General features: G+C 45.0%; 27 protein-coding genes and 1 tRNA gene. 1 reads left to right on the top strand and 27 read right to left on the bottom strand.

Going from position 1 to position 22,088, the window contains the following annotated elements; translation table 11 throughout:
• Nucleotides 1–16: 16 nt before the first annotated feature.
• The 26 genes from rpsH to HXT32_RS05720 form a co-directional block, all read right to left on the bottom strand.
• Entirely contained in the window at nucleotides 17–415 is a 399-nt protein-coding gene (gene rpsH, locus HXT32_RS05595; RefSeq protein WP_004105495.1) for a 30S ribosomal protein S8, read from the bottom strand.
• An 86-nt stretch (nucleotides 416–501) separates the two neighbouring features.
• Nucleotides 502–687 carry a type Z 30S ribosomal protein S14 gene (locus HXT32_RS05600; protein WP_003808046.1) on the bottom strand — a complete coding sequence of 62 codons (186 nt, stop codon included), beginning with the start codon at nucleotides 685–687 and terminating at the stop codon, nucleotides 502–504.
• Nucleotide 688: 1 nt separating this feature from the next.
• On the bottom strand, nucleotides 689–1,261 hold the full coding sequence (rplE, locus tag HXT32_RS05605) for a 50S ribosomal protein L5 (protein WP_004109679.1): 573 nt from the start codon (nucleotides 1,259–1,261) through the stop codon (nucleotides 689–691).
• The gene (gene rplX, locus HXT32_RS05610; RefSeq protein WP_012913827.1) at nucleotides 1,258–1,593 is read right to left on the bottom strand and encodes a 50S ribosomal protein L24; all 336 of its coding nucleotides are present in this window, start codon (nucleotides 1,591–1,593) and stop codon (nucleotides 1,258–1,260) included. Before rplX ends, rplE begins: the two co-directional genes overlap by 4 nt.
• 1 nt (nucleotide 1,594) lies before the next feature.
• On the bottom strand, nucleotides 1,595–1,963 hold the full coding sequence (gene rplN, locus HXT32_RS05615; protein ID WP_004574089.1) for a 50S ribosomal protein L14: 369 nt from the start codon (nucleotides 1,961–1,963) through the stop codon (nucleotides 1,595–1,597).
• Nucleotides 1,964–2,053: 90 nt separating this feature from the next.
• The gene (rpsQ, locus tag HXT32_RS05620; RefSeq protein WP_004114365.1) at nucleotides 2,054–2,320 is read right to left on the bottom strand and encodes a 30S ribosomal protein S17; all 267 of its coding nucleotides are present in this window, start codon (nucleotides 2,318–2,320) and stop codon (nucleotides 2,054–2,056) included.
• Nucleotides 2,321–2,322: 2 nt separating this feature from the next.
• A complete protein-coding gene (gene rpmC / locus HXT32_RS05625; RefSeq protein WP_004105502.1) occupies nucleotides 2,323–2,574 on the bottom strand; it encodes a 50S ribosomal protein L29 in 252 nt (83 codons plus the stop codon).
• Nucleotides 2,574–2,993, bottom strand: coding sequence for a 50S ribosomal protein L16 (gene rplP / locus HXT32_RS05630; protein WP_004109684.1), 420 nt, complete (start codon nucleotides 2,991–2,993; stop codon nucleotides 2,574–2,576). Before rplP ends, rpmC begins: the two co-directional genes overlap by 1 nt.
• 4 nt (nucleotides 2,994–2,997) lie before the next feature.
• The gene (gene rpsC, locus HXT32_RS05635; RefSeq protein WP_004574090.1) at nucleotides 2,998–3,816 is read right to left on the bottom strand and encodes a 30S ribosomal protein S3; all 819 of its coding nucleotides are present in this window, start codon (nucleotides 3,814–3,816) and stop codon (nucleotides 2,998–3,000) included.
• Between the two features lie 2 nt (nucleotides 3,817–3,818).
• Nucleotides 3,819–4,178 carry a 50S ribosomal protein L22 gene (gene rplV / locus HXT32_RS05640; RefSeq protein WP_004105510.1) on the bottom strand — a complete coding sequence of 120 codons (360 nt, stop codon included), beginning with the start codon at nucleotides 4,176–4,178 and terminating at the stop codon, nucleotides 3,819–3,821.
• A gap of 16 nt (nucleotides 4,179–4,194) precedes the next feature.
• On the bottom strand, nucleotides 4,195–4,473 hold the full coding sequence (gene rpsS / locus HXT32_RS05645; RefSeq protein ID WP_004114357.1) for a 30S ribosomal protein S19: 279 nt from the start codon (nucleotides 4,471–4,473) through the stop codon (nucleotides 4,195–4,197).
• A gap of 15 nt (nucleotides 4,474–4,488) precedes the next feature.
• The gene (rplB, locus tag HXT32_RS05650; RefSeq protein WP_004574091.1) at nucleotides 4,489–5,319 is read right to left on the bottom strand and encodes a 50S ribosomal protein L2; all 831 of its coding nucleotides are present in this window, start codon (nucleotides 5,317–5,319) and stop codon (nucleotides 4,489–4,491) included.
• Nucleotides 5,320–5,353: 34 nt separating this feature from the next.
• The gene (rplW, locus tag HXT32_RS05655) at nucleotides 5,354–5,650 is read right to left on the bottom strand and encodes a 50S ribosomal protein L23 (protein ID WP_004105515.1); all 297 of its coding nucleotides are present in this window, start codon (nucleotides 5,648–5,650) and stop codon (nucleotides 5,354–5,356) included.
• A gap of 5 nt (nucleotides 5,651–5,655) precedes the next feature.
• Entirely contained in the window at nucleotides 5,656–6,321 is a 666-nt protein-coding gene (gene rplD / locus HXT32_RS05660) for a 50S ribosomal protein L4 (RefSeq protein ID WP_012913826.1), read from the bottom strand.
• Between the two features lie 5 nt (nucleotides 6,322–6,326).
• Nucleotides 6,327–6,977 carry a 50S ribosomal protein L3 gene (rplC, locus tag HXT32_RS05665; RefSeq protein ID WP_004105519.1) on the bottom strand — a complete coding sequence of 217 codons (651 nt, stop codon included), beginning with the start codon at nucleotides 6,975–6,977 and terminating at the stop codon, nucleotides 6,327–6,329.
• Nucleotides 6,978–6,993: 16 nt separating this feature from the next.
• The gene (gene rpsJ, locus HXT32_RS05670) at nucleotides 6,994–7,302 is read right to left on the bottom strand and encodes a 30S ribosomal protein S10 (RefSeq protein ID WP_003808013.1); all 309 of its coding nucleotides are present in this window, start codon (nucleotides 7,300–7,302) and stop codon (nucleotides 6,994–6,996) included.
• A gap of 323 nt (nucleotides 7,303–7,625) precedes the next feature.
• Complete coding sequence (gene adhE, locus HXT32_RS05675; RefSeq protein WP_422118946.1) at nucleotides 7,626–10,331, bottom strand: bifunctional acetaldehyde-CoA/alcohol dehydrogenase; 2,706 nt, start codon at nucleotides 10,329–10,331, stop codon at nucleotides 7,626–7,628.
• Nucleotides 10,332–10,687: 356 nt separating this feature from the next.
• Nucleotides 10,688–11,176 carry a 30S ribosomal protein S9 gene (gene rpsI / locus HXT32_RS05680; RefSeq protein ID WP_410310961.1) on the bottom strand — a complete coding sequence of 163 codons (489 nt, stop codon included), beginning with the start codon at nucleotides 11,174–11,176 and terminating at the stop codon, nucleotides 10,688–10,690.
• 17 nt (nucleotides 11,177–11,193) lie between these two features.
• Complete coding sequence (gene rplM / locus HXT32_RS05685) at nucleotides 11,194–11,643, bottom strand: 50S ribosomal protein L13 (protein ID WP_012913824.1); 450 nt, start codon at nucleotides 11,641–11,643, stop codon at nucleotides 11,194–11,196.
• 260 nt (nucleotides 11,644–11,903) lie between these two features.
• Nucleotides 11,904–14,078, bottom strand: coding sequence for a 4-alpha-glucanotransferase (gene malQ, locus HXT32_RS05690; protein ID WP_422118947.1), 2,175 nt, complete (start codon nucleotides 14,076–14,078; stop codon nucleotides 11,904–11,906).
• Between the two features lie 8 nt (nucleotides 14,079–14,086).
• Nucleotides 14,087–14,713 carry an AbrB family transcriptional regulator gene (locus tag HXT32_RS05695; protein WP_415693584.1) on the bottom strand — a complete coding sequence of 209 codons (627 nt, stop codon included), beginning with the start codon at nucleotides 14,711–14,713 and terminating at the stop codon, nucleotides 14,087–14,089.
• Nucleotides 14,714–14,723: 10 nt separating this feature from the next.
• On the bottom strand, nucleotides 14,724–15,392 hold the full coding sequence (locus HXT32_RS05700) for a YigZ family protein (protein ID WP_288231018.1): 669 nt from the start codon (nucleotides 15,390–15,392) through the stop codon (nucleotides 14,724–14,726).
• Between the two features lie 15 nt (nucleotides 15,393–15,407).
• Nucleotides 15,408–15,701 (bottom strand): metal-sensitive transcriptional regulator, encoded by a 294-nt coding sequence (locus HXT32_RS05705; protein WP_004109707.1) that lies wholly within the window; start codon nucleotides 15,699–15,701, stop codon nucleotides 15,408–15,410.
• 183 nt (nucleotides 15,702–15,884) lie between these two features.
• Entirely contained in the window at nucleotides 15,885–18,743 is a 2,859-nt protein-coding gene (locus tag HXT32_RS05710; protein ID WP_415691676.1) for a peptidase, read from the bottom strand.
• A 308-nt stretch (nucleotides 18,744–19,051) separates the two neighbouring features.
• Nucleotides 19,052–19,138 (bottom strand) — tRNA-Ser (locus HXT32_RS05715).
• Nucleotides 19,139–19,250: 112 nt separating this feature from the next.
• Nucleotides 19,251–20,183 (bottom strand): EamA family transporter, encoded by a 933-nt coding sequence (locus HXT32_RS05720; protein WP_004105538.1) that lies wholly within the window; start codon nucleotides 20,181–20,183, stop codon nucleotides 19,251–19,253.
• A gap of 109 nt (nucleotides 20,184–20,292) precedes the next feature.
• On the opposite strand from HXT32_RS05720, the gene dinB reads away from it, so the two are divergent.
• On the top strand, nucleotides 20,293–21,603 hold the full coding sequence (gene dinB / locus HXT32_RS05725; protein ID WP_415693586.1) for a DNA polymerase IV: 1,311 nt from the start codon (nucleotides 20,293–20,295) through the stop codon (nucleotides 21,601–21,603).
• A gap of 34 nt (nucleotides 21,604–21,637) precedes the next feature.
• Here the strand turns inward: dinB and fdxA are convergent, their stop codons facing one another.
• Nucleotides 21,638–21,970, bottom strand: coding sequence for a ferredoxin (fdxA, locus tag HXT32_RS05730; RefSeq protein ID WP_012913817.1), 333 nt, complete (start codon nucleotides 21,968–21,970; stop codon nucleotides 21,638–21,640).
• Nucleotides 21,971–22,088: the final 118 nt, after the last annotated feature.

Here is a 22,088-nt window from a genome sequence, read left to right on the forward strand (position 1 = left end):
CTTCAGCTCTCCTTTCTCACCATACGTAGGCGACGATTTCGCCGCCAATGCCTCGATCGAGGCATTCCTTCTGAGTCAACAATCCCGAGCTGGTCGAGATAATAGCAATACCGAGACCACCAAGAGGCATTGGCAAAGCATCAGACTTTGCGTAACGACGCAAGCCTGGCTTAGAAATGCGCTTGATGCCTTGGATAGAACGCTGGCCATTGGAGCCATACTTCAACGTAATTTCCAACGTCTGTCCAACCTTAGCTTCCTTAGCAGCGAAGTCCTTAATATAGCCTTCGTGCTTCAGAATCTCGGCGATATTCGCCTTGAATTTGGAGTACGGCATTTCCACGGTATCGTGCTTTGCCGCGCTCGCATTACGCAGACGTGTCAACATGTCTGCGATTGGATCTGTCATTGTCATGTGGGCTAACGCCCTTTCTCGCCGTGGTTTCCACCGCCTCTATATGAGAACTTTGTCTTCAAGCAGTGGACCTTCAGCGTCGATATTTACCAACTGGACTTCGTAACACCCGGCAACTCACCGCGATGAGCCTTCTCACGAAGGCAGATGCGGCACAGACCGAACTTGCGATACACGGAGTGAGGACGACCACAAACCTGGCAACGCGTATAAGCGCGTACCTTGAACTTCGGCTTGGCGGCCGCCTTGTTTTTCAGAGCGGTTTTTGCCATTTCAGTTCTCCTTGAATGGGAAACCGAGGTGCTTAAGCAAAGACTTGGCCTCCACATCGTCCTTGGTGGTAGTCACCACGGTGATGTCCATACCACGCTGATGATCAATCGAGTCAGGATCAATCTCATGGAACATAGACTGTTCCGTAAGACCAAAGTTGTAATTACCCTGACCGTCAAACTGGTTGCCATTGATACCACGGAAATCGCGGATACGAGGCAAAGCCAGAGTGAGCAAACGATCCAAGAATTCCCACATACGATCGCCACGAAGAGTTACGTAAGCACCGATAGCCTGACCTTCGCGCAAATGGAACTGAGCGACAGACTTCTTTGCCTTAGTTACCTTTGGCTTCTGGCCGGCAATCAAAGTGAGATCCTTAATCGCACCTTCAATGAGCTTAGAATCACGAGCTGCAGCGCCGACACCCATAGAGACGACAACCTTCTGCACGCGAGCCACCTGCATAGGATTAGTGTGGCCGAATTCTTTCTCCAAGGCTGGTACGATTTCATCCTTGTATTGTTGCTTTAAGCGCGGAGTTGCCGGCAACTCAACTGTAGTATCGGTCATGCCAGCTCCTTTCCGGACTTCTTGGCGACACGCACGCGCACGGTCTTAACCTTGCCGTCACGAGCCTCTTGCTTAACAATCACGCCAACGCGTGTAGGCTGCTTGGTCTCTGGATCAATAACCATCACATTAGAGCGATGGATTGGAGCCTCAACCGAGACAATGCCCGCCTGCTGACCCTGCTGGGTGGCGCGAACGTGCTTCTTAACGATCTGAACGCCTTCTACAATCAAACGGTCATCGGCTAGTACACGAACTACTTTGCCTTCCTTACCGCGATCCTTGCCGCGAATGACCTTCACCTGGTCGCCGGACTTAATCTTGGCTACCATATCAGATCACCTCCGGAGCAAGGGACACAATCTTCATGAAGCGCTGATCACGCAATTCACGACCGACTGGTCCGAAGATACGAGTGCCTTTTGGTTCACGACCGGAGCCGAGAATTACGGCGGCGTTCTCATCGAACTTAATATAGGAACCATCGACACGGCGATGTTCCTTGACAGTACGGACGACGACAGCCTTAACTACGTCGCCTTTCTTGACCGACCCGCCAGGGATCGCGTCCTTGACGGAGGCGACGATGATGTCGCCGATGCCGGCATAGCGTCGCTTCGATCCACCGAGCACGCGGATGGCAAGTAACTCCTTAGCACCCGTGTTGTCGGCGACATGAAGCCGCGTTTCCTGCTGAATCATTGATTCTCCTTAGCCGAGCTGGTTCTCCCCACTCACCTGTGTCTACACATTAGCAGACACAGGTGAAGCGCGGAGCCTTGCCGAACTTGTTTACTTGGCGCGCTCGATAATCGAGTCGAGACGCCAACGCTTGGTCTTGCTCAGTGGCCGAGTTTCCATAATACTCACGAGGTCGCCAATATGTGCCTCATTGTGTTCATCATGGGCTTTGACCTTGCGGGTGGAGCGAACGACTTTACCGTAAAGCGGGTGTGTCGAACGCTGCTCCAGCTCAACGGCGATTGTCTTGTCCATGGCCTCGGACACGACGTAGCCGCGACGAACCTTGCGGAAGTTGCGCTCTTGGTTCTCAGCCATGCTTACTTCTCCTTGACCTCAGTGGCGCCAGGCTCTTGGCTGATGCCGAGTTCACGCTCACGCAGGATAGTATACATCCTGGCAATGTCGTGCTTGACCGCCTTGAGGCGAGCGCTGTTTTCGAGTTGACCAGTTGCTGCCTGGAAGCGCAAGTTAAATAGCTCTTCCTTAGACTTCTTCAAGAAGCCTTCGATCTCAGCATTTGTCTTCTCGTTCAAATTCTTGATGGTGTAGTCTGCAGTTCCGACTGGCATCAGATGTCACCGCCTTCACGCGCAATAACACGGCATTTCATTGGGAGCTTATCGATAGCGCGGCGCAAAGCCTCGCGAGCGATGTCCTCAGAAACACCACCGATCTCGAACATTACGCGTCCTGGGTGGATGTTGGCAATCCAGAATTCTGGAGCACCCTTACCGGAACCCATTCGCGCACCAAGCGGGTGCTTGGTTAATGGACGATCTGGGAAGATCGTAATCCACACACGACCGCCACGCTTAATGTAGCGAGTCATTGCGATACGAGCTGCCTCGATCTGTCGGTTAGTGATGTAAGCCGGAGCCAGCGCCTGAATACCAAAATCGCCGAAAGCGATCTCGGTGCCACCCTTAGACATGCCGCTACGGGTAGGACGGTGCTGCTTACGATATTTAGTCCTCTTTGGGATAAGCATCTGCTCACTCCTTCGTTTCCGTTGCGGCAGGAGCTTCAGCAGCTGCAGCTTCAGCTGGCTTTTCAGCCTGTGCTTCAGCAGCCTTCTGCTGGTTAGCAGGACGTGCGCCACGACGTGGACGACGATCGCCACCACGACGACCTTCACGCTTACCCTGCTGAGCCTGCTGCTCTTCGAACTCACGCTCGGTCATATCACCCTTGTAGATCCAGACCTTTACGCCGATACGACCGTATGTGGTCTTAGCTTCAAAGAAGCCGTAATCAATCAAGGCACGAAGGGTCTGCAGTGGAACGCGACCCTCGCGATAGAACTCAGAGCGGCTCATTTCGGCACCACCAAGGCGACCGGAGAGCTTGATACGGATACCCTTGGCACCTGCACGCATTGCATCTTGCTGTGCCTTACGCATAGCACGACGGAATGTAACACGGTTTGTCAACTGCTCCGCAATTCCCTGAGCAACCAACTGAGCGTCAAGTGCAGCGTTCTTCACTTCGAAGATGTTGAGCTGTACTTGCTTGCCTGTGAGCTTCTCGAGCTTTGCGCGAACGCGCTCAGCTTCAGCGCCACGACGACCGATGATAATACCCGGACGAGCAGTGTGAATATCTACACGAACGCGATCACGAGTGCGCTCGATAACGATACGAGATACGCCAGCACGCTCGAGGTCATGGCTCATTTCCTTGCGAATCTTGTCATCCTCAAGGACGAAGTCACGATAACGCTCGCCAGCTTTGTTGGAGTCAGAGAACCACTTAGAGCGATGATTCTCGGTGATGCCCAGGCGATAGCCGAAAGGATTGATCTTCTGACCCATCTTTAGCGGGCTCCTTCCTTAAGCGAGACGATAACAGTGATATGGCTTGTGCGCTTGTTAATGCGCGCAGCGCGACCCTGTGCACGAGCACGGAAACGCTTAAGCGTTACACCCTCGTCCACATAGGTTTCCTTGATGACCAAGTCCTGCTCACGGAATGGTTCACCGGCTTTTTCAGCCTTAACGCGAGCGTTAGCAATCGCGCTTTCAAGAACCTTGCGCACCGGCAATGATGCGTCCTGAGGAGCAAACTTCAAAATGGTAATAGCTTCGCTTGCACGCTTGCCTCGGATGAGGTCGACCATGCGGCGAGCCTTGCGCGGCGTCACGCGAACGTGACGAGCAATTGCTTTAGCTTCCATGTGTCCTAACTCTCCTTTAGCGGCGTGCCTTTTTGTCGTCCTTCACATGACCCTTAAAGGTCTTGGTCGGGGCGAACTCACCGAGCTTATGACCAACCATGGCTTCGGTAACGAATACCGGCACATGCTTGCGGCCATCATGTACGGCAAAGGTGTGTCCAATGAAATCAGGAGTGATCATCGAACGACGCGACCAAGTCTTAATGACATTGTGCGTACCCTTGTCGTTTTGCTCGTCGACTTTCTTCTGCAAGTGGGCGTCGACGAAAGGGCCCTTCTTGATGCTACGAGTCATCTATTCGACACTCCCTTACTTGCGGTTCTTACCATTCGGGCGACGACGAACAATCATCTTGTTCGAAGCCTTCTTTGGACGACGTGTACGAACCTCGCCCTTGCCCCATGGAGAAACTGGTGGCTTACCACCACGGGTGCGACCACCATGTGGATGGTCCACAGGGTTCATGGATTCGCCTCGGGTGATTGGTCTACGACCAAGCCAACGTGCGCGACCTGCCTTACCAAGCTCGATATTGGCGTGATCGGAATTACCTACTTCGCCAACAGTAGCGCGGCAACGAGCGTCCACGTTACGAATTTCGCCAGATGGCATACGCAACTGCGCATAAGCACCATCCTTAGCGACGAGCTGAACAGCAGCACCAGCGGAACGAGCAATCTTCGCACCACCAAGTGGACGAAGCTCAATTGCGTGAACCACGGTACCAGTTGGGATATTCTTCAGAGGCAGGTTGTTGCCTGGCTTAATATCAGCCTGAGCGCCGGTCTCAATAACATCACCCTGGGCAACGCCTTCAGGAGCGATAATGTAACGCTTCTCACCGTCTGCGTAATGCAACAAAGCGATGCGAGCGGAACGGTTAGGGTCATACTCAATATGAGCGACCTTTGCTGGCACGCCATCCTTGTCCCAACGCTTGAAGTCGATGAGACGATACTGACGCTTGTGACCACCGCCGCGATGGCGAGAAGTCATGCGGCCGTAAGAGTTACGACCACCAGTCTTGCTGAGTTTGCGTACCAGCGACTTTTCAGGCGTAGAACGCGTGATCTCGGCAAAATCCGAAACCGAAGCGTTGCGACGGCCTGCAGTCGTCGGCTTATAAACGCGGATAGCCATAATATAGTATTCCTTTACTTTTCTCGGCTAGCCTTCAGTTACCAAAGATGTCAATCGTTTGACCTTCAGCCACGGTGACAATAGCACGCTTCTGGTTCACACGACGGCCGAAACCGGTGCGAGAGCGCTTCAACTTGCCAGCGCGGTTCAAAGTGTTAACGTTTGTCACCTTGACCTTGAAGATTTCTTCGATAGCCTGCTTGATCTGAACCTTGTTAGCATCTGGAGCCACTACGAAAGTGTACTGACCACGATCAGAAGCTGCGTAACTTTTTTCAGAAACAACTGGCTTAAGAATTACGTCATGTGCTGGGTTATGGACTGCGACCATTTAAATCAGGCCTCCTTAACGACAGGCTCGGTCTTAGCAGCAACGAAGGCTTCGAAGCCTTCCTTGGAGAAGACGACGTACTGAGCTGTAACAACATCGTAAGTGTTGAGCTGATCAGCGAAGATCACGTGAACAGTTGGAATGTTGCGTACAGACATCCACTCATTGATGTTCTCACGAGAAAGAACAACAGTAGTGAATTGGTTATTGGTCACAGGAGTAAGTGCTGCAACAGCTGTCTTGGTGGATGGAACATCCTTAATACCAAAGTCAACTACAGCAATACGTCCAGCATTTGCACGATCCGAAAGAACGTAGCGAAGAGCAGCTGCCTTCATCTTCTTCGGGGTGCGCTGATCGTACTTACGAGGAACTGGACCGTGAACAACGCCACCATGTACCCACTGAGGAGCACGAATGGAACCCTGGCGAGCACGACCGGTGCCCTTCTGCTTCCATGGCTTCTTACCGCCGCCGGAAACATTAGCACGATTCTTCACAGCATGGGTGCCCTGACGAGCAGCAGCAAGCTGAGCGATTACGACCTGATGAACCAGTGGACCGTGAGCTAAAACGTCTTCGTTGGAGATGCCGAAAATTTCAGCAGGAGCTTCAACGGTTCCGTTTGCATTGCCCTTAGTATCAGTGACGTTCAGAGTTACGTTTGCCATAATTATCAGGCTCCCTTCACTGCCGAACGGACGAGAACGATTGCGCCCTTAGGACCTGGAACAGCGCCCTTAATAGCGAGAATGCCGTTCTCGACATCCGAAGAAACGATGGTGAGGTTAAGCGCGGTGGAAGTCACATGACCCATGCGACCAGCCATACGCTTGCCCTTCAAAATGCGGCTTGGAGTTGCGCAAGCGCCCACAGAACCTGGGCGACGTTCGTTCTTGTGCGAGCCGTGAGTACGACGATAGGACTTGAAGCCCCAACGCTTGATAGTGCCAGCAAAACCCTTACCCTTGGTAGTGCCAGTGACATCTACTTCAGAACCCTCAGCGAACAATTCAGCAGTCAATTCCTGACCTGGCTGATAATCTGCCGCGTTCTCGGTGCGCACCTCAGCGAGGTGACGACGAGGAGTTACACCAGCCTTTGCAAAATGACCAGCCAATGGCTTAGTCACCTTGGTAGGATCAATCTGGCCGTAACCGAGCTGTACTGCGCAATAACCGTCAGACTCTACAGTCTTTACAGCGGTAACTACGTTAGTAGCAACTTCAACCAGAGTTACGGGGACGAAGAAGCCGTTTTCATCCCAAACCTGCGACATACCCAGCTTGCGGCCGAGCAATGCAGTGCGATTCTTATTCTGCGACATTACTTTCTCCCCCTTCCTACAGCTTGATCTCGATGTTTACATCCGCAGGCAGGTCAATGTGCATCAAAGAATCCACAGCCTTTGGCGTTGGATCTACGATGTCAATGAGACGCTTATGAGTGCGCATCTCGAAATGCTCGCGAGAATCCTTGTATTTATGAGGAGAACGGATAACAACAAACACGTTCTTCTCGGTCGGCAGAGGAACCGGACCCACCACTGTGGCGCCCGCGTTCGTCACCGTCTCGACGATTTTCTTCGCCGATTGGTCGATGACCTCATGGTCATAGGACTTAAGCCTGATGCGGATTTTCTGTCCCGCCATTGCCGTCCGCCCTTTCTAGCGATTCGTTTACTGTTTACCAACCTGAATTCAAGGGCACCGGCGAGAATAAACCCCTAGGGTAATTCCACATCAGTGCGCGGCATCAAAAACCTATTCATACAAAAAGATTTCGATTCAAAGTTTTTGCTTCCGCGCTCGCTTTTTTTAATTACAATATGCGAGCCTTAAAACAGGCAACTAAGTAATTAAACCATCAACCTTCGATTATTAAAAACCGGGCGTGTCGGCTATTTTCCAACAAAAAAATGGCAGAAACTACAATTAGTTGAGCTTCTGCCATTATTAACTAGATATGCAAATAATTACGCCGCTTCACGCTCCAAACGCATGCGATGACCTTCTTCTTGAGAAACACCATAATATGCAGCAATAGCAATATCCTTCATATCCTCAATTTGCGGAATACGAGGATTTGCAGGCGCACACTGATCTTCGTAAGCACGCATGCCAATATTGTCAAGTATCGACCAGTAGTACGCTTCGTCTACGCCACAAGCCTTAAACGAAGCGTCCATGCCAAGCTTTTCATTTCGATACTCTTCAACAGCACGAGCAAGATTTTCAACGCCTTCTTCAGGAGTTTTACCAGGATCTACACCAAGATTCTTAGCGATCTCCTGATACCTCTCAAGAGCAATATAGCGGTTGTACTTTGGCCAGCTAGTTGGCTCTTGCGGAATTTGACCGTTATAACGAATAACGTAAGGCAGCAAAATTGCGTTCGTATGACCGTGTACAACGTGGCACAAAGCACCAATAGTATGAGCCATAGCGTGGCACATTCCTAAGAATGCAGAACCAAACGCCATTCCAGCCATAGTAGCTGCATTATGCATTTTTTCTTTTGCTTCAATCTTGCGCTGAGAATCTTCACAATTCACAGAATCGTTGAGATTTTCCCAAATAAGTTTCGAAGCGTGCAAAGCCATAGCATCCGTAAAATCATTTGCGTAAACAGAAACATAAGCTTCCATAGCATGAGTTAAAGCATCAAAACCAGAATCGCACGCCAATCGACGCGGCTGAGTACGAGCCAAAACAGGATCGACTATTGCGACCGTTGGAGTCAAAGCGTAATCCGTAATAGGATACTTGTATCCAGTCTTGTGATCTGTAATAACAGCGTAAGGCGTAACTTCAGAACCAGTTCCGGAAGAAGTTGGTATGCAAATAAGCTTAGCTTTGCTACCAAGAGACGGAATCTTAAATGCGCGCTTTCGAATATCGAAGAACTTTTCTCGCAAATCAGCGAAAGAAATCTCCGGATGCTCATACATAAGCCACATAATCTTAGAAGCATCCATTGGAGAACCGCCACCAACAGCAATAATTGTGTCTGGCTGGAATTCGTCACGCATCATTGCTGCGCCACGCTCAACTGTTTCAACGCTTGGCTCAGGCTCAACGTAATCAATAATACGGAAGCTAACGCGATTATCTCGAGCACGAAGCTGATCAACAATCTTATCGACTACGCCAAGTTGCTCCATAACTTTATCGCACACAATAACTGCGCGCTCAACGCCATACATATCCCTCAAATAACGAATAGCATTCGGCTCAAAATAAGTTTTAGCCGGAATCTTGAACCATTGCATATTATTATTCCTTCGTGCAATACGCTTAATATTAAGAAGATTTATAGCTTGTACGTTGCCAGAAACGGAATTTCCACCATAAGATCCGCATCCAAGAGTAAGCGAAGGAGCAATCGCGTTGTAAATGTCTCCAACGCCACCAAGAGATCCAGGAGAATTCCAAACAATTCTGCAAGCATGCATACGAACACCATATTCGCGCACAAGATCTTGATTATTTGTGTGAATTACAGCAGTGTGACCAGCTCCATGCACAAGCATCTGTTCACACATCTTGAAGCCTTGTTCCTTATTTTCTGCGCGAAGCATTGCGTGTACAGGAGCGAGCTTTTCCATAGTAAGCGGCTCCATTTCGCCAACTTCTTTGCACTCTGCAACCAAAATCACAGCATCTTCTGGAATTTCAAATCCAGCTTCGTGCGCAATATATTGCGGAGACTTACCAGGAACAACAGAATTAAGTTTTGGCGTATTTCCAGAATATGCAGTGCATCCAAACATATATTGTTCAAGCTTAGCTTTTTCGTCAGCGTTAACAAAATATGCTTTCCTGCGCTTCAATTCGCGAAGCAATGGCTCATATACATCCTTATGCGCAATAATTGCTTGCTCTGTTGCACAAATCATTCCGTAATCAAAATGCTTTGAAAGAATCAAATCATTTGCAGCACGCACAATATCAACATCACTATCGACATATGCAGGAGCATTTCCAGCACCAACACCAAGAGCAGGTTTTCCTGAAGAATACGCCGCCTTAACCATTCCAGGACCGCCTGTTGCAAGAATAGTTGCGATCTTTGGATGTTTCATCAATGCACCAGTAGCTTCAATTGAAGGATGCTCAATCCACTGAATGCAATCTTTTGGCGCGCCTGCAGCCACAGCAGCATCGCGAACAATTCGAGCTGCTTCAGAAGAGCACTTTTGGGCGAAAGGATGGAATCCAAAAATAATTGGGCAACGAGTCTTAAGTGCAATAAGCGACTTAAAAATAGCTGTAGAAGTTGGGTTTGTAACTGGAGTGACGCCTGCAACAATACCAACCGGTTCAGCTATTTCGTCAATTCCGAGAACATCGTCCTCGCGAATAATACCAACTGTTTTTTGACCTGCTAGATAATGCGTAATATGTTCGCATGCAAAGATATTTTTTGTAGCTTTATCTTCTACTAAACCACGACCTGTTTCATCAACAGCCATCTTTGCAAGAACCAAATGTTTATTCAACGCTGCCACTGAAGCTTTAGCAACAATATGATCAATTTGCTGCTGATTAAGCTTCTCAAACTCATTCAAAGCGACAGTTGCTTTTTCAACAAGTTTATCAACTTCATTTTGAGCAGCTAACGCAATGTCATCAGCACTAGCAGTTTTGCCAGTTTCGGCTTGGTGTTGTGCCTCAACCATGAGTATCCTCCTCGATAGTTCCACCAGCGGTATCAATAGACTTATGAACAAACTAATTTAGTATTCACCGCTAAATATGTGATACAAGTCACAATTTAGTCTCTTTGCTGTACTTTCGCATCTTTGAAGCGAGTTGCGCTATTTATGAGCGAGCTTTATCCTCTATTGTTCGTTATTTGTTCTTTTTTGTAATGATTTATGTTCGATTAATAGATAAATTTTTCTAGAATGTCAATTTTGACAGATAATTACACACTATTTATAACATTTACTCAACAAATTTAATAAATAATAAAAAATACAAAAATGGCTCCCAGCAAAACCAGGAGCCATTTGTAAATATAAATTCGCGAAACTTAACGCTTCGAGAACTGAGGTGCACGACGTGCCTTGTGCAAACCAGCCTTCTTGCGTTCCACAACGCGAGCGTCACGAGTCAAGAAGCCAGCCTTCTTCAAAGCAACACGGTTTGCATCGCGATCGATAGTATTCAATGCACGAGCAACACCCAAACGAATAGCACCAGCTTGACCAGTGGTACCACCACCGTCAACGAGGACTACAACATCAAACTTGCCTTCAAGCTTGAGCAACACGATTGGTGAATTCACTTCGCGTTGCAACAAACGAGATGGGAAGTACTCCTCCAAAGTGCGACCATTGATAGTCCACTTACCGGAGCCAGGAACCAAACGCACGCGAGCAACAGCTTCCTTACGACGACCAGTGCCGTAGCCTGGCTCGATGGCGGAAGTACCAGTGCCTGCACCAGCATTGGTTTCAGTGGTGTAGCTAGTCAGTTCTTCTTCGTTCTCAAGAACCGCGGAGTTGTTATTTTCTGCCATATCTATTCTCCTTGATCTCACTTAGCCTGCTGAGAGACCTGAGCGATCTCGAAGACCTGTGGCTTCTGCGAAGTGTGCGGATGCTCAGCTCCGGTGAACACACGAAGACGGTCAAGCTGCACCTTAGCAAGACGATTCTTTGGAAGCATACCCTTAACGGCAGCCATGATAATACGCTTTGGATTCCTTTCCAAAAGCTCTGCATAGCTATCACGACGAAGGCCGCCCGGACGACCAGAGTGGGAATACAGTTCCTTGCTCAACTTATTGCCAGTCAAAGCAATCTTTTCAGCGTTAATAATAATAACGTGATTGCCAGAATCAGCATGAGGAGCAAACGTTGGCTTATTCTTACCACGCAGCAAGATTGCTACCTGAGAGGCCAAACGACCAAGTACCACGTCAGTGGCATCGATGATGTACCAGTCATGAGTTAAATCTGCTGGTTTCGGTGTGAAAGTCTTCACAATCGTACCTTTTCTCTATTGTGTTTCGAGCGTATATCTTCTTGGTTTATAGAAAATATTTTACTCATAATCCGTGGGCTCCCTGAAAGTCCTCGATGGCGAGTGGGAAAAGCGCTTTGAAGGACCCCTTAGGGAAACACAACAATCTGCAAGTATATCGCCAAGTGGCGACTACTTGCAAGTGTCTATTTTATATAAGGCTGAGACGAATACAAAACAAATTGCTAAACAAATTGTCAAACAAAATAAATCACAAAATGTTATGCATTCATAATCGCAGAAAGCGACTGCACTCGAGGCAAATCAAACATATTATCCAAGGACACAGGATTGCCTTCACCATCAGCTAATGGAATACGCCAATTCGGATACTCGTCATTCGTTCCAGGCTGATTTTGCACACGACACTCTCCAACTGCATCGACCAAAGAAGCAGCCAACAATCTGGAAGGAGCAGCCTTCAAAGCGCGGTACAATGCTTCAACAATCTCCTGAGTATGAGCATCCTCATCCTCAAGCAACTGAGCATCCAAATAACCACCTTTGACCAACATTCGCATCATAGCGCGATGCTCTGCCTCAGCTCCAGCGCGGAATTCTTCAACAGAACCAGTAAGCAAGTGCAAGCGCTCACGAATATTAACTTGCTCATAGCGCAAATAGCCGGCAGCAGGAGGCAAATCATGCGTATTTACAGATGCAAGCGTCATTTCGCGCCACTTGTCTGGAGTACGGAATTCGCCGTCACGCTCTTCGAACCATTCAACCGTGCAACCAAGCACAGCCTTCTTGCGCAACACTTCCAAAGCATTTGCGGGCAAAACACCCAAATCTTCGCCAACAACTACACCGTGAGCACGAGCGGCTTCAATTGCCAAAATGCCAAGCATAATATCAGCATCGTAGTAAACATAAGCACCGCCACTTGGAGCTGAACCTTCTGGAATCCACCATAAGCGGAAAAGTCCAAGAATATGGTCAATGCGAACAGCACCTGCTGAAGCAAACATTCCATGAACCATATCTCGGTATGTTTTAAAACCAGTCCGCTCAAGCTCAAATGGGTGCAAAGGTGGCTGAGACCAATCTTGACCTTGCTGATTGAAGTAATCAGGTGGAGCGCCAACAGTAGCTCCGTTAGCAAATCTCTCCGGATTCCACCAAACTTCAGATCCTGCAGGATGCACGCCAACAGCCATATCAGACATAATGCCGATTTTCATACCAGCTTTACGTGCAGCAACTTGAGCATCATGCAATTGCGTAAAAGCAACCCACTCAAGCCAACGATAAAACTCAAGAGTATCTGGGAAACGATTAGCTAATTCGCGAACTTGATCAGAATCCTTAGTAAGAGTTTTCTCCCAGCAATCGTCACCCTTTGGAGCACCCCACTTGTCGTAGCACAAGCACCAAGTGGCATAAGATTCAAGCCTGTCACCCATCTCATGCTTAAACTCATTAAAAATGCGAGCGCGATCTTCAGACATACCAGCCTTGAAAATCAGCCACAATGCACGCATTTTTACACGCCACATGGAATCACGGTCTATTATTTGCGCGTCATTGTTAAGCGGCTCAACCTGTCCATGAAGTTTTTCAATTTCTTTGCGAGTTTTATCGTTTAACGTTTCGTACTCAGGAATACTTTCTGGGCTAATATACGTTACGTTTACCATTCCTCGAGCAACCGGCAGGTATGGGGATGGAGTAAGCGGAGTTATAGGCTCACCTGCATGCATTGGGTTTATTAACACAAAGTCAGCGCCAGTTTTTTGCTTAGCTTCAGTAAGAAGAGTCGCCAAATCAGCAAAATCACCAACACCCCAAGACTTTGAAGAACGGATTGAGTAAAGTTGTGCCATCCATCCCCAAAGCTGTTCTCCATTGGGCTCTAAGGAATTCAGCGTATCAATGCTTTCTGGAGCACTAATAAGTGTTGCTTCTTCTTGTCTCTCACCAACTGTCACACGCAATGTGTGATAACCCATTGGCACATCTTCAGGAATTTTTATAAGAGATGTTGCAACAAATTTTCCATTTACAGGGTATGCAACATCATTTTCGTTAGGAACAATAGTTAAATCGCCTTTATATTGTTCACCATTTTCCAATGTCAATGTTGCAACTGGGTATTCTAATATTCCCGTATTAACTGTAACTTCATCACATTTGCCAACAGTGTGCAAAACTGTTGGAGCAACAATACGACCGTGTCGATACGCTAAAACGTCGTTTATAGATTTTTCTATTGTCTCATTTGTGGAAGCGTCTACGCCTAATGCGCTTAAGACAGAAACTAATACGTTATCTTGAATCTCGTGTTTTTGATTATCCGAACCAATAAAACTCACGCCAACGCCCATTAATTCAGCAAGACGGTGTAATGGCTTCATTGCTACTTCTTCATCTGTTGTATTATCCATACGCTCCATTATTCGCGTTAGCAACGACTGCGCGCCGCTGATGATACATCTTCAGATTTATCGTTGCATAGTTCTTGCAGCACATTTTGTGGAACACAAGGATTTAGCGCAACAGCTCTTCGTACCATGGAAGCTACTACCGTTGGAGCGTTTTCTTCTGCACTAACACCAAGGGAGGCGAGATATTTCAATGTTTCAGCACTTATGCCATCCGATTGCGCACCCTCTAAACGCATTTTCCAAGAAGCTTTTGGATTGCATAATGCAGCATTTCGAACTGCGTTACATGAATCTTTAGTAAGTCTTCCAACTAACCAATTTTTAGCATTTTTATTTTCAGCAACAGCCAAACGTACTTTATCAGCAGAATCTTCAGAAAGTTTCACTAATATGTTTGGGAAAGGCATTTCTGTAGCTAAATAAATACGGTCTTCTTCTGGAGTATTGATATTACCTGCAACTGCTTCAAGCAAGGAGGTGGCTCTAGAAAATGCCGCTTGGTCTGATCGATCCGGTAATTCTCTCCTAGCAAATTCATGAAGCTCAGCTGAATCTTCGCTATGTCGTAAATGCTCATATACAGCAGTTAAAGGTTCATAAGATGAATCGTCAATAGTGTTTGTTTTTTCATTAGTCTTTTCCATGAAATCACCTTTAACGCTTAGTATCTATCAGCTTATTACTTAGAGTACCATCTGCTTTCGGCACAACGTTTCCAGAAAAAGCATTCTGAACCATATCAAGAAATTCTTGTGATTTTAAAGTTGGAATAGCAATATTAAGAGAAATTTCAGCACCATAAATTTCGTTGTCAATTATGCCTTCCATTTGGCTTACAATATGCTGCAACATTCGCAATTGTTGATATTGCAACTTGCAAGTAAAACGAGTGCACGTAATAATATCAACTATTTGCGCAGATTCTACTGCCATACTTGCTGCACGCACATAAGCTCTGGTTAGGCCACCAGCTCCAAGCAAAATACCACCAAAATATCGCGTTACTGTTACTACACAATCTGTTAAATTTGACGATCTGAGTACATCTAATATTGGTTTTCCTGCTGTTCCAGTTGGCTCACCATCGTCACTCATGCGCTCATGCAATTGAGCTTTCGACGAGCCACAAATTGCAGCATACGCAACATGGCGAGCTTTAGGATTCTTAAAACGCACTGATTGCATAAATTCCGCAGCATCGTCAAGATTATCAATATGACAAATGCATCCAATAAACTCTGATTTTTTCTCTACGAAAGAAGCCTCGAAAGGCTGTGATTGCAATTGACGAACAGTGTGCAGAATATTATGCGAATTAGTCACTAGATACTACCAATACTACGCTTTTTCGTAACGCAATAACCTGTCAATGATACCAGAAATATCTTCCATTGCTGCATCGGCACCTTCTTCGGTACCAATTTTTACAGATTCATGTATTTCTTTATTGACATGTTCCCTTGCCACTATCACTGCTAAAGAATGTAAAGCAGCAGTTGCAGCGGAAAGCTGCATAAGAACATCTTGACACTTCGCATCGTTTTCAATCATAGTATTGACTGCTGCAAGCTGACCTTGTACTCGATGCATGCGTACTATCAGTTTTTCTTTATCAATATCATAATTTTTCATCGTTACTCCGATTTATCAATTACACAACCACATAAAGGTTATAACATCATATATAAATTAATACAATAAATCGTTGTATCTATATTATGCATCATCGTATTATTTATTGCAAAATGACGCGTTAATCTACTTCAAAAAAATCTCAATAGACTAACGCGCCAAATATTCTACATTAAAAATGCACTATTTCACTAACCGACGCCTCATTGGAGGAATCCCGCCATGTCGCGCTCCACCAGACATTCTCCCATGCTTAGGAACTATAGATGAAAAACGACCTAACGATAAACCTGAAGCAAAGGTTAACGTAATAACAGCCAGAAGTATCACAGTTATTGAAGAAGCACCAGTAACAGCAAGCGATGTTGGAATTGTATTACTTCGATTAACATAATTCTTATTAGCATTTTCGTTGCTATTTGTGCTGTCGTGTTGATTGGAAGCATTATCATTCACATCATTTTTCGAATCAGTTGAATCATCACTGCCAGTTTTACTATGATTTTCTTCTACATTTTCTTTGTTTTCTTTATTATTCTCCTCATTTTCATCATTCTTAGAACGATCCTCGCCGCCGGAAACTTGCACAGTCTCTCCTTCTACACCCAATGCGTGAGTTGCTAAAGGATTACCCTGAGCATCGTAAACTTCAGCTTTCCAATAAACAGTTCCTTCATGATCTAATGTAATATCTGCAGAACTTACAGAAATAGAAGACTTTTTACTTTCTTCAGCTTGTTTATTTGTAATATTTACGCGAGATTGAGGCATTTTTTTCTCAATTTCAGCAGATATTACAGTTTCCTTAGTCTCTTTAGTTTCCTTAGCTTCCTTAGCTTTCTTAGCTTTCTTAATCTCCTTAGTTTCAGAATCACTGCCATTCTTAGCATCGCCATTCTTAGCGTCACCATTCTTAGCATCGCTACATTTAGCTCCATTAGAATCACTCTTATTCCCCTTACCATCTTCATACTCGTATGCACTAAACACTACGTAACTTCCTTTTGGCAACGTGCCAGTAATACGAGCATTATCGTGGAACTTTTCACCAGCCTTAACTTTTTCATCGCTTACTCTAGTTGTAACAGATACAGGGGTAGTTAAAACATCCGGTTCAACTAAGGCACGACTCCACAATCCGTCATACGCGGATTTATGAGCTAAAGCGCGTGAAGAACCAGGAAAATCATAAACAAACACATACCATCCTGACTCACTATTTTTATTAGCGCGAATATGCACGTTATTTTCCAAAACTTTCGGCTCAGTAGTAGACCTATCAGTTCCAGCAATAGGTCTAAGCGTAATATTTCCGTTGCCAATCTTGTACACGCCATTAACTGCAGGAACATCCCACTTTGCAATCAAACGATGATGACTATCTTCTTTTGGCTCTTGATAAGACGGCTCGCCTTTAGATCCCGGCATATAATTTTCGTTGTCTTTTTTAGTAGGATTTTCGCTACCTGCACCAGCCCACCAAACGCGAATATGCGCTTTTTTATCTTCATTAAAGCCGTAACTGTTATTTCCCTTAAAAGATCCGTAAGTTTCAGGAAGACCTCTTACAGTAATCTCATTAACAATTTCCGTATTAAGCCCAACAGTTTGCTGCTTAGCAACAATATCTGAGCTCACGGTTGCTTGATGAACAGCCGTAGTGTCTGTAGAACCAAATAGCTGCACAACATCATCTTTCAGAAACTCTCGGTCAGATTTATTCTGAGAATCGCGAGAAATAATCCAAACCCATGTGCCAAACAAACCTGCTTCTAAATCATTTACTTTATAAGCTTCTGCTTTATCAAGATCAGATGCTGTAATATCGCCATTAGCGCGTTTTGCTACTGCAGTTATAGTTTCGCCAGAATTAGAGAAATTAGCTTTAGCCGCAGCAACTTGGCGCAAATTAGGCATAGAACGCATGCGATTCAAGTACTCTTTAGCAGATTCACCACTATTTCGCTGTTGAATATGCAAAATATCTTCAGCTGAACCTACAAAATAGTAGCCTTGCGCGCGAAGACGAACATTTTCTGGCCAAGAATCATTTCCTGCAACACTGCTAGTTACAGTACTATCTACCTGCTCTCCTGCACGCAGCTCATGCTTTGATATTTTCGACTTAAGTAACGGCTGGAAAGTTTTTTCTACACCAAAAGAAAAATCTTGCGGATACCATGTATTTTCAAAAGATCTAATCACATCTTGACCATCTGGAGAGAATAAACGTTCAGCTTTTGGAGCGTTAAAAGAAACTTCAATTCGAGCGTTTCCAGCATCAAGTGCGTTCCAAGTAATATCTAAACCTTCTTTTTTAGATTTTCCTTCAAAAGACTCAGATCCGTTAGCAAATTTAATAAGATTATTTGAGGATTTTACTTTAATAGGTACTCCTCCTAAAGAATCTCCATTAGAATTTTGCAGACTAATATGCATTACGCCAATGCGCTTGCCCTTAGTGTAATCATTTTTTAGCACAGCCTTAACCGGAGTTTCTTTAACACCCTGCTGCCACAACTTATCTGCCTTATTCCTTAAAGTTTCTGTTTCAACGTCTACAAATCCGTTTTCAACAGCCTCCTTCCATCTATCTTGATTAATATCAAAATGATTATGAATCATAAACGCCAAAGCAGCCTGAGTTAAATCATCGTCATTGTTGTTGTGCGTTTTAATAATATTTGCAGCAATACGATAATCTTCACCATTCATCTGCTTAATATTGCCTTTGTAATCTATAAACACGGAAGATTCCATGCAAAAAATAGAATTCTTTCTACCCTCCCACTTATCCGTAACAGGACCGAGCCTTAGCCTTGCAATCTTTTCGCTTAGCCATTCAACAGTATTCGACTTTTTGTAATAATAACCCGTTAATTTATCGACAGATCCCATAGCAATTTGCGAACAAAGCACCGAAGGAACTAGTACTGCGGAAGTAAACAATGCCAACATTTTGCGAATATTTTTTTGTTTCATGAGGTTTCGCAATTTATTCGCACAACTAAAATTAGTATGCTTCCCCAAATATGTTTCCATAAAAATCTCCTTTAACCCAACCCTTAATGCAATAGCGAATTATGAGAATAATTTTCTATTTGCATTGAACACTAGAGTAAGCGCTCATGACATCAACTATGACTTTAGAAAAGATTTGCGTAAATATTTTTTTAGTATTGTGGTTAAAAGGTAGTATTTGGATAAAAGTTATGCACAAATCCACAATTTTGCTTAAATCTCTTGCCTAAATTTTTGCCGTTTACCCGCCGCTTACCCAATTTTTTCATGTGGAGATTTTTAAAAAAAACAAAAACTCCGGACTGCAAAAAGCAATCCGGAGTAATCCGCGGAGTCAGAGAGATTCGAACTCTCGAGCCGCTTACACGACTAACACCTTAGCAGGGTGCCCCTATCGGCCACTCAGGCATGACTCCACTTGTTTACTGTACATAACAGCAACAGATTGACACTATAGCACCTCTTAAGGACTGTAAACAAGCTTGGCGACACACTTTAAGATAACATTTAATATAACAATATCCAGTGCTACACAGGATTGTGATCTCCAGAAAACGTTACAACTACAGCAAACATAACAAGAATTATTCCTGCAATATCAGTCAATGTTGGAATTTCACCAAATCCCATTCCAATAATAACCGCGATTGCAGGATACAACGCTTGCATAACAGAGTATTTTGCAGAAGTAACACGTTTCAATAAAACCTGATCAAGCAAAGTTGGGAAGAAAGAAGCACATATTGCAATAACCAACATTAACGCAAGTAAAGCAAAAGAACCACCAGGGCGAGCAGCCCAAGTAGCTTCTGGTTTAGGCGAAATAACATGCTGCACTGCAGGAACAGCAAGAACAACAGATTGCAACAGCCAACCAATAAGAGCTGCAACACTTACACGATCAATAGCGTGCGAACTTTTTGCCAACATGCGACCTGAAACAATATATAGGCCCCACATTGAACCGCCAACAAGAATGGCGAATAACCCAATTAGAAAATGCGGGCTTACTGAACTATGTATAGAAGCGCTAGCTAACAGCATAATGCCACAAACAGCAATCACAATTCCCACACGCTCTCGCCATTCATGACCTGTAATAACAGCTACAAGCAAGGGACCTATGAATTCTATAGTTACCGCAACACCAACAGCCATGCAACTAATAGCAACATAGAACATAGTGTTCATAGCAACTAACGACACGCCAACAGCTGCAACAATCCCCCATTCTCGTAGCGTTTTTGGCAAAAGACTACGTTTGCTGCGAGAAAATGGTCTTCTCCAAGCCAAAAGCAACAATGTCATAAATCCTACGCGATACCACACTGCATACAGAGGATCCAATTGGCTAAAAGCTACTTTTGCAACAGAAGTTGCTGTATACACCATTGAAGCCTCAATGACGATAATAAGCAGCACAGGCATGCGATGTAAAAGATTGACGACAAATTGCTTCATAGCAACAACCCTACATGAATATTGATCCGACATACGCTTTTTTACAAAAACATTAGTTTAATCCACAAATTTTTTCCATAAAATCGAACGTTTGTTCTATTATAAACTTATGAGTACAGCACCGAGAGTACAAGCAGCGAAACGTGATTGGGGACACGACACCTCAGGTTGTAACATACTTCACGTCGACATGGATGCATTTTATGCTTCTTTAGAAGTTGCAAGACACCCGGAGCTTAAAGGAAAGCCGCTTATTATCGGCACAGGCAATCGCGCTGTTGTTTCTGCAGCAAGCTACGAAGCGCGCGCTTACGGCGTTAATTCCGCTATGCCCGTTGTTAAAGCTAGAAATCTTTGTCCACAAGGAATTTTCTTGCCAGTTGACATTCCTTACTATTCAAGCGTTTCCAAAAGTATTTTTGAAAATATTTTTTTGCATATTACTAATCAAGTTGAAAAAGTTTCTGTTGACGAATGCTATATGAATGTTAAATCGGCTTTATTACAGTGGAAATCGCCTGTAAATATTGGAACTTGGGTACGAAAAGAAGTATTTGAAAAGTATCATATTACATGCTCGGTTGGCATTGCCAGCAATAAACTTATTGCAAAGATGGCTTCAACTAATGCAAAACCTAATGGAATGCTTCTTATTCCGCAAAAATGTAATGAAGATTTTGTGTCAATAATGCCCTTGCGCGCAATACCAGGAATTGGCTCATCTTTAATACATAAGCTTGAGGATTGGGGCTTATCTACTGTTGCGTCGCTTAAAAATGTTGACGAAGCAACACTTACTCGCATAACGGGTTCGCAAATCTTAGCAAGAATGATATATCAATCAGTTAGGGGCATAGACGAGCGCACTGTGACTGCACATGCCCCTGAAAAATCCATTGGAACTGAGCGAACTCTTGATACAGATACCACGGACGAGAATGCTGTTAAACAATTACTACAGCAATGCTGCAGCGAAGTAACTCAACAGTTGCGAAACAGAAAACTTATGGCACGCACTATAACGTTAAAACTACGCTTTGGCGACTTGCACTATGTTACTAGATCTTCTACTTTGCAAAATGCAACTGATTCAACACATGAGTTTTACAAGCATGCCGTTGTTTTGCTTTCTAAAGCTAATCCAACTGTGCATAATTACATTCTTGGAGGCAATAATACAAAGCTTTTAAGCCCAGTTCGTTTAGCTGGTGTTACAGCGAATAATCTTGTGCCAGCAAACAAAGTTTCACTTCAGCCTTCTCTAAACGATATTCTGGAGGAAAATACTCGCGAATCTAAAAATCCTACACAAAACATCATGTCCACAATGAATAAAAATACTAGATTGCGTCACGCAGAACACGCTTTAGATGCCGTTCGCAAAAAATACGGCAACAACGCTGCCCACATTGGATTGTAAACTCGCGCCACATTAAACAATACTTTGCAAATAATTAATTACTTGCTTTATCTGAACGCGGAGGCAATGCCGCAACGCGAGCTTCATCCCATCCGGAAGCTCCAGCATCTGTAGCTCCTCCCAAATCCCCGAGCTTGTCGAAATAATCAACCGCAGCATCGCGATACCACTCCCAGCCATCTGGCAAATCATCTTCATAAAAAATAGCTTCTACTGGGCAAGCCGGTTCACAAGCTCCACAATCCACACACTCGTTTGGGTTAATATAAAGCGTTCGATCGCCTTCATAAATGCAGTCTACAGGGCATTCATCTACACACGCTTTGTCTTTTACATCAACACAAGGCTCTGCGATTACATATGGCATAACGCCCTCCTTTCTGCTTTTATGCAACTTTTCTATTATAGAACATTTTTGAAAAGTCTATGACACAAAAAGTCGGCATGCGATATAACCGTATGCCGACTTCTTGCTAAATAAATAA

It is taken from the genome of Gardnerella sp. DNF00747 (assembly GCF_049262675.1).
Taxonomy (GTDB): Bacteria; Actinomycetota; Actinomycetes; order Actinomycetales; family Bifidobacteriaceae; genus Bifidobacterium; species Bifidobacterium swidsinskii.